We start from the raw sequence: 5825 nt of genomic DNA, 5'->3' as shown, positions 1-5825 counted from the left end.
TGCCTCCTGTGCAAGCAGCGCGATCGGCATTTTGCATCAGTTCCTCACCCTCCCCACAAGGGGAAGGGTGAGGAACTGATGCAAAATGCCGATCGCGCTGCTTGCACAGGAGGCATTCGACGGGCTTTGCTCCCCGCGAGAAAAGATTCGCGGGAGGCATTCATGAACACGGTCACGATCGGCGCAAAAGGCATCTCCGTCTCGCTCGATCTCGCCGTCGGCCATATCGCCGCCATGGACATCGAGGCCGATGGCCGCGTTCTGAAGCCGCTGCATCGCGCGCCCTGGGTCGGCGCGCCGCGCGAGACATTGCCCGCGAACCTCCCGGAAGGCACGGTGCGCCTCTCCGGCGATTTCCTCTGCTCACCCTTCTCCGCCAGCGACGTCGAGGCGGCACCCCTGCATGGCTGGCCGGCCAACAGCGAATGGGACGTCGTCGAAAACGGCGCCATTGCCGGCGGCTGGCGGGCCGTGTTCCGGCTGCGCCGCAAGGTGATGGGCGCCGCCGTCGACAAGGTTTTTACCCTGCGCGACGACCATCCTTTCCTTTACCAGGAGCACGTCTTCTCCGGCGGCTCCGGCGCCATCTCCGTCGCCCATCATCCGATGACGGTCATGCAAGGCGGCGGCCGGCTCGCCTTCTCGCCCAAGCGCGTCGCTGTCACGCCCCCAACGCCGCTGGAGCCCGACCCGGCGCGCGGCCGCTTCATGCTTGCCTATCCGGCCCGCGCCGCCGACCTCACGCAGTTTCCGCTCGCCGCCGGCGGCACCACCGACCTCACCGACTACCGCATGGAAGACAGGCGCGAGGATTTCGTCACGCTGGTCGAGGCGGATCACGGCGGCCCGGGCTGGACGGCGATCGCGCGGCGCGCGGAGAAGGACCTGGTTCTGGTGCTGAAGAACCCGGCCGAACTGCCGGTGACGATGCTGTGGTTCTCGAATGGCGGCCGCGACTACGCGCCCTGGAGCGGCCGCCATCTCGGCGTGCTCGGCATCGAGGACGGCCGCAGCGCGATCGGCCATGCCGCCTCGCTCGGCGACAATTGGCTGAAGCATGAAGGCATGGCCACGGCCTTCGCGCTGGCTGAAGGGCGGTCGGTGTCGTTTCGCCATGTCATCGGCGCGGTTCCGTCCGCCGAGGCCGAGGCGCCGGCCGAGATTGAGGCAGTGGCCGATCGTTTGCGCGTTCTTGCGCCGAACGGCGCGGTGAAGGAGGCGCCGTTCGACAGCGGCTTCCTGCGCATCGGGCGTTCAGCTCCGGCGTAGGGGTTCAGGCGGGGGCGCCTGGGAGTTCGTCATTCCAGGGCGGAGCCCGTGGATGACGAAGGGGGCAGGCGTTCCGGCCAATTTCGAAAGCGGGAGGCTGCCGAACAAGCGGTCGAGCCTCAGTCACCAAGAGCAGGTTTGAAATTTCCACCGACACCCGCCAAAATGCCGGCCGCACCCTTACCGAAGAGGCGCCGATGTCCGAGATCGCCCATATCACTGCCGCCATCTTCAAGCGCGCCGGCAAGGCCAAGCGCTTCGTCGTCGCCATTGCCGGTCCGCCGGGCTCCGGCAAGTCGACACTGTCGGCGAACCTGCATGAGCTTCTGCCCGAAGGCACATCCGAGGTCGTGCCGATGGACGGCTTCCACTATGACGACATCATCCTCAACCGCCGCGGCCTGCGTCCGCGCAAGGGCGCGCCGGAAACGTTCGACTTCGCCGGCTTCGAGACGCTGTTGAAGCGCATCCGCTCCGGCGAACCCGACATCGCCATTCCGGTGTTCGACCGCAGCATCGAACTGTCGCGCGCGGCGGCCGAGATCGTTTCCGCCGACACCAAGTTCATCCTGGTCGAGGGCAATTACCTGCTGCTCGACGAGGAGCCGTGGACGCGGCTGGCGCCATTGTTCGATTTCACCATCTTCGTCGACGTGCCGCGCAATGAGCTCGAGCGCCGGCTGATGGAGCGCTGGCGCGAGCATGGCAAGTCGGATGAGGACGCCCGCGCCTGGATCGCCTCCAACGACATGCCCAACATCGAGCGCGTGCTGGCGCGGCGCCGGCCGGCCGACATGGTCATCGGTCAATGACGGGTCATTGATCAATGATGCTGGTGATTGGTTAACCTGCTCAATTTTCGATATTTTCGGACGGGAACTTTAAGGTTTTCACGCCGTTATCAGCCTATCCCGAATTGTCCGGCGCCGGAGCAATTCCAGGGGAGCGGACAACCGCTTTCCGTCCGGAATTGCGAAAAGAAGCGAGCAGGAACTGTCAGATGGCAACCAACAGCAGAAAGCCCGTGGCCAAAAAAACCAGGGCCACCCAATCCAGGACGACGCAGGCCAAGGCGGGCGCCGGCCCGGCGATCGCCGAGCGATCGAAAGACGCCAAGCCGGCTTTCGGCAAGGCGGCGCCGAAGAAAGTGACGCCAGGCGTGGCCCACAAGGCCGCGGCCCGTAAGGTCGCGGCCCATAAAGTCGAGGCTAAGAGCGCGAAACATCCCAAGTCGGCGGCAAAGAAATCGGGTCCGATCCGCGCCGTGGCAAGCGTCGCCACAGGAGCAGTCGTCGCGACTGCGCGGCTTGCGGCCTCTATGCTCGGCCGCAGTGGTGCCAAGGCCAAGACGAAATAGCCCTTTTTGCGCGATTCGGGACGGCGAAGTCGCCGAGCCGGACCTTCGCGATTGGCGGTCAAGACAGCTCGGTCGTCATTCCAGGGCGGAGCAAGGAGCGAAGCGACGCGCGCAGACCCTGGAATCCATGCCATGACGCTAAAGCGTTGCTGCAGTTACAGAATTCTGCACCGTTGCACTCTACGGCAGCGGCCACGGCATGGATACTCGGGTCAAGCCCGAGTATGACGACGCATGGGGGTTTCGGCTAATCTCCAACGTGGGCGCTAGCCGCGCCCGCTTAGCCCACCGCTACCTGCAGCCAAAGCGCCGAGCGTCGAAACCAGCCCGGCATGGGCGCGCCGGCAGGACTTTTGTGCCGCACGCCTTTACCTGAACCGTCTTCAGCCCTTCGCCGGAATGGTGAGGCCCCTTTTCACCGCCGGCCGCGCCAGGCCGCGCTCCAGCCATTCGGCGACTGTCGGGAAATCATCGAAACCGACCAGCTCGCGCGCTTCGTAGAAGCCGATCAGGTTGCGCACCCAGCCCAGCATCGACACATCGGCGATGGTGTAGTCGTCATCCATGATCCACTTGCGGCCCTTCAGCCGCGTTTCAAGCACGCCGATCAGCCGCCGCGATTCGTCGCGGTAGCGTTCGAGCGGCCGTTTGTCGGAGATCTCGCGCCCAGCGAATTTGTGGAAGAAGCCGACCTGCCCGAAGATCGGGCCGATCGCCGCCATCTGGAAGAACACCCACTGGATCGTCTCGTAGCGCCGTGCCGGATCGGCGGGAATGAGCTTGCCGGTCTTGTCGGCCAGATAGAGCAGGATGGCGCCGGACTCGAATAGGCCGATCGGCTTGCCGCCGGGGCCGTCCGGGTCGATGATGGCCGGTATCTTGCCGTTCGGGTTGAGCGACAGGAATTCCGGCGTCCAGCTCTCGTTCTTGCCGATATCGACATAATGCGGCTCATAGGGCAGGCCGATTTCCTCCAGCGCGATCGAGACCTTCACGCCATTTGGCGTCGTGGCCGAATAGAGCTGCAAGCGGTCGGGCTGCTTGGCCGGCCAGCGCTTGGCGATCGGAAAGGCGGACAGGTCGGTCATCGGAAACTCCGGATAGGGACTGGCGCCGGGCGGCGCTCACAATGGGTGGCAAAGAATACGGCGGGGTGAGGAAGAATTAGGTCCCCGGCCGGCCGGGATCAATACACCAGCCACCGGCGGCCGATGCACATACAGTCAACCGGGATTGTGATCAGACCGCCTTGAAGGCCAGCACCGCATTGGTTCCGCCAAAGGCGAAACTGTTGCTGAGCGCGGCGCGTATCTTGCGCTCGCGCGCCGTGTTGGGCGTTACGTCGAGGTCGCATTCCGGGTCGGGCTCGCGATAATTGGCGGTCGGCGGCACGATGCCGTCGCGGATCGCCATCACGCAGGCGATCATCTCCAGCCCGCCCGAAGCGCCGAGGCAATGCGCATGCATCGACTTGGTCGAGGACACTGAGAGCGAAGGGGCGTGGTTGCCGAAGACGCGCTTGATCGCGGCGGTCTCGATCTGGTCATTGGCCTTGGTGCCGGTGCCATGCGCGTTGAGGTAGTCGACGTCTTCCGGATTGAGCCCGGCATCCGCCAGGCAGAAACGCATCGCCGCTTCCGGTCCCTCGACGGTCGGCGCGACGATGTCGGAGGCATCGGCGGAAAGCCCGACGCCGGCGATCTCGGCCAGGATGGTGGCGCCGCGCGCCATCGCCTGATCGTAGCTTTCCAGCACCGCCATGCCGGCGCCTTCGCCAAGCACGAGGCCCGCGCGGTCGGCCGAGAATGGCCGGCACGTGTCGGGCGAAAGCACCCTGAGCGCCTCCCAGCCCTTGAGCACGCCCCACACCAGCGGCGCTTCGGTGCCGCCGGCAACCATCACGTTGGCGCGGCCGAGCCTGATCTGGTCGACCGCCGTGGAAATTGCATGGTTGGCCGATGAGCAGGCCGAGGTGGCGCCGAACACAGGGCCGCGCAGCCCGAGCGCCATGCTCACCTGCCCGGCGGCCGCGCCCGGCATCACTTTCGGCACGGTGAAGATGGCGGCGCGGTTGCGCCCCTCGAGCAGGATCGCGCGGTAATTCTCCTCGATGGTCTCGAAGCCCGCGACGCCGATGCCGACGATTGCGCCCATCCGGTAGGTGTTGTCGGCATGTGCCGTCAATCCGGACTGCCGCATGGCCTCGCGCGCGGCGATCACCGCCAGCAGGCTGAAACGGTCCATCGACACGACCTGCTTGCGGTCGATGCCATGTTCGGGCAGTTCCTTGATTTCGCAGCCGGTCTTGACCTTGAGGTCATGCAGCGACGGATTGTCGATCGGGCCGATCGCCGAGCGGCCGGCGCGCATGGCGTCCCACATCGCCGGCGCATCGTTGCCGAGCCCGCAAATCCCGCCAATACCGGTGATAACGACGCGTTTTTGCATGCAGTCAGGCTTTTTTCGCGATCAGTTCGCGAACCGCCTCGACCATGTCGCCGACGTTCTTCAGGTTGCTCCAGGCATCGACCGTGTTCATCTCGATCTCGATGCCGTACTTCTCCTCGAGATCGAAGATGATCTCGGTCAATTCCAGCGAATGGATGCCGAGCGTTCCGAGATCGGTGCTGGCGGTGATTTCCTCACCGCCGGTGTCGGCATGCGCTTTGATCTTTTCGATGATCTCGGTCGTCAGCTGGTCAGCCATTCGGTTCCTTCCCTGTCGTTTTCCGACGCCAACTGATCAGCGCCCTTTTTTGGTCCCCGGATCCAACAACGCCGTTGCCCTTACCTCGCCAGACACCGCGCGACCGCTCCAGGGTGGCTTCCCTCTATAGAAACCAAAACGATGTCAAGCAACAAGCGATATATCGACAATGCCGCCGGAGTGCTTAACCTGGAAACGTGGACACGATCGACAACGCCCTGACACCCCCGCCCGCCTCGCCTTTGGCCGGCGCTCCTTTGCCTGCCGCGCAACGTGTTGCCGGGCGAGCCAGGCTTTTCTGCGGCAAGAGCGATGGCCGGACGCGCCTGCAGCGGCTCTACCAGGACGGATCGGCCAAGATCCGCCTGCCGGCGGTGCAGGGCGATCCGCTCGAGGCAGTGCTCATCAACACGGCCGGCGGAATGACCGGCGGCGACCGCCTCGGCTGGACGATCGAAGTCGGCGCCGAGGCCTCCGCCTCCATCACCACCC

At 65.0% G+C, this 5825-nt stretch carries 7 protein-coding genes; 4 read left to right on the top strand and 3 right to left on the bottom strand.

All coding sequences use genetic code 11. The features are described 5' to 3' along the window. Positions 1-162 precede the first annotated feature (162 nt). The 3 genes from EOA28_RS22365 (at position 163) to EOA28_RS22355 (ending at position 2626) form a co-directional block, all read left to right on the top strand. Positions 163-1269 carry a hypothetical protein gene (locus EOA28_RS22365; RefSeq protein WP_127252242.1) on the top strand — a complete coding sequence of 369 codons (1107 nt, stop codon included), beginning with the start codon at positions 163-165 and terminating at the stop codon, positions 1267-1269. 197 nt (positions 1270-1466) lie between these two features. After that, positions 1467-2081 (top strand): nucleoside triphosphate hydrolase, encoded by a 615-nt coding sequence (locus EOA28_RS22360; RefSeq protein WP_126080018.1) that lies wholly within the window; start codon positions 1467-1469, stop codon positions 2079-2081. A gap of 188 nt (positions 2082-2269) precedes the next feature. Next, entirely contained in the window at positions 2270-2626 is a 357-nt protein-coding gene (locus EOA28_RS22355) for a hypothetical protein (protein WP_127252241.1), read from the top strand. A 383-nt stretch (positions 2627-3009) separates the two neighbouring features. On the opposite strand, the gene EOA28_RS22350 is transcribed toward EOA28_RS22355, so the two are convergent. The 3 genes from EOA28_RS22350 to EOA28_RS22340 all read right to left on the bottom strand — a co-directional run bounded on the left by EOA28_RS22350 (position 3010) and on the right by EOA28_RS22340 (position 5333). Continuing rightward, positions 3010-3714 (bottom strand): glutathione S-transferase N-terminal domain-containing protein, encoded by a 705-nt coding sequence (locus EOA28_RS22350; RefSeq protein ID WP_127252240.1) that lies wholly within the window; start codon positions 3712-3714, stop codon positions 3010-3012. Positions 3715-3865: 151 nt separating this feature from the next. After that, positions 3866-5074, bottom strand: coding sequence for a beta-ketoacyl-[acyl-carrier-protein] synthase family protein (locus EOA28_RS22345; protein WP_128315275.1), 1209 nt, complete (start codon positions 5072-5074; stop codon positions 3866-3868). A 4-nt stretch (positions 5075-5078) separates the two neighbouring features. Further along, entirely contained in the window at positions 5079-5333 is a 255-nt protein-coding gene (locus EOA28_RS22340; RefSeq protein WP_041003067.1) for an acyl carrier protein, read from the bottom strand. Positions 5334-5590: 257 nt separating this feature from the next. On the opposite strand from EOA28_RS22340, the gene EOA28_RS22335 reads away from it, so the two are divergent. Then, positions 5591-5825 (top strand): urease accessory protein UreD (locus EOA28_RS22335; protein ID WP_245498798.1); only part of this gene is annotated, 235 nt, incomplete at its 3' end.

This window comes from Mesorhizobium sp. M2A.F.Ca.ET.067.02.1.1 (assembly GCF_004023285.1).
In the GTDB taxonomy this organism is placed as follows: Bacteria; Pseudomonadota; Alphaproteobacteria; order Rhizobiales; family Rhizobiaceae; genus Mesorhizobium.
This window is presented reverse-complemented; position numbering and strand designations above follow the sequence as displayed.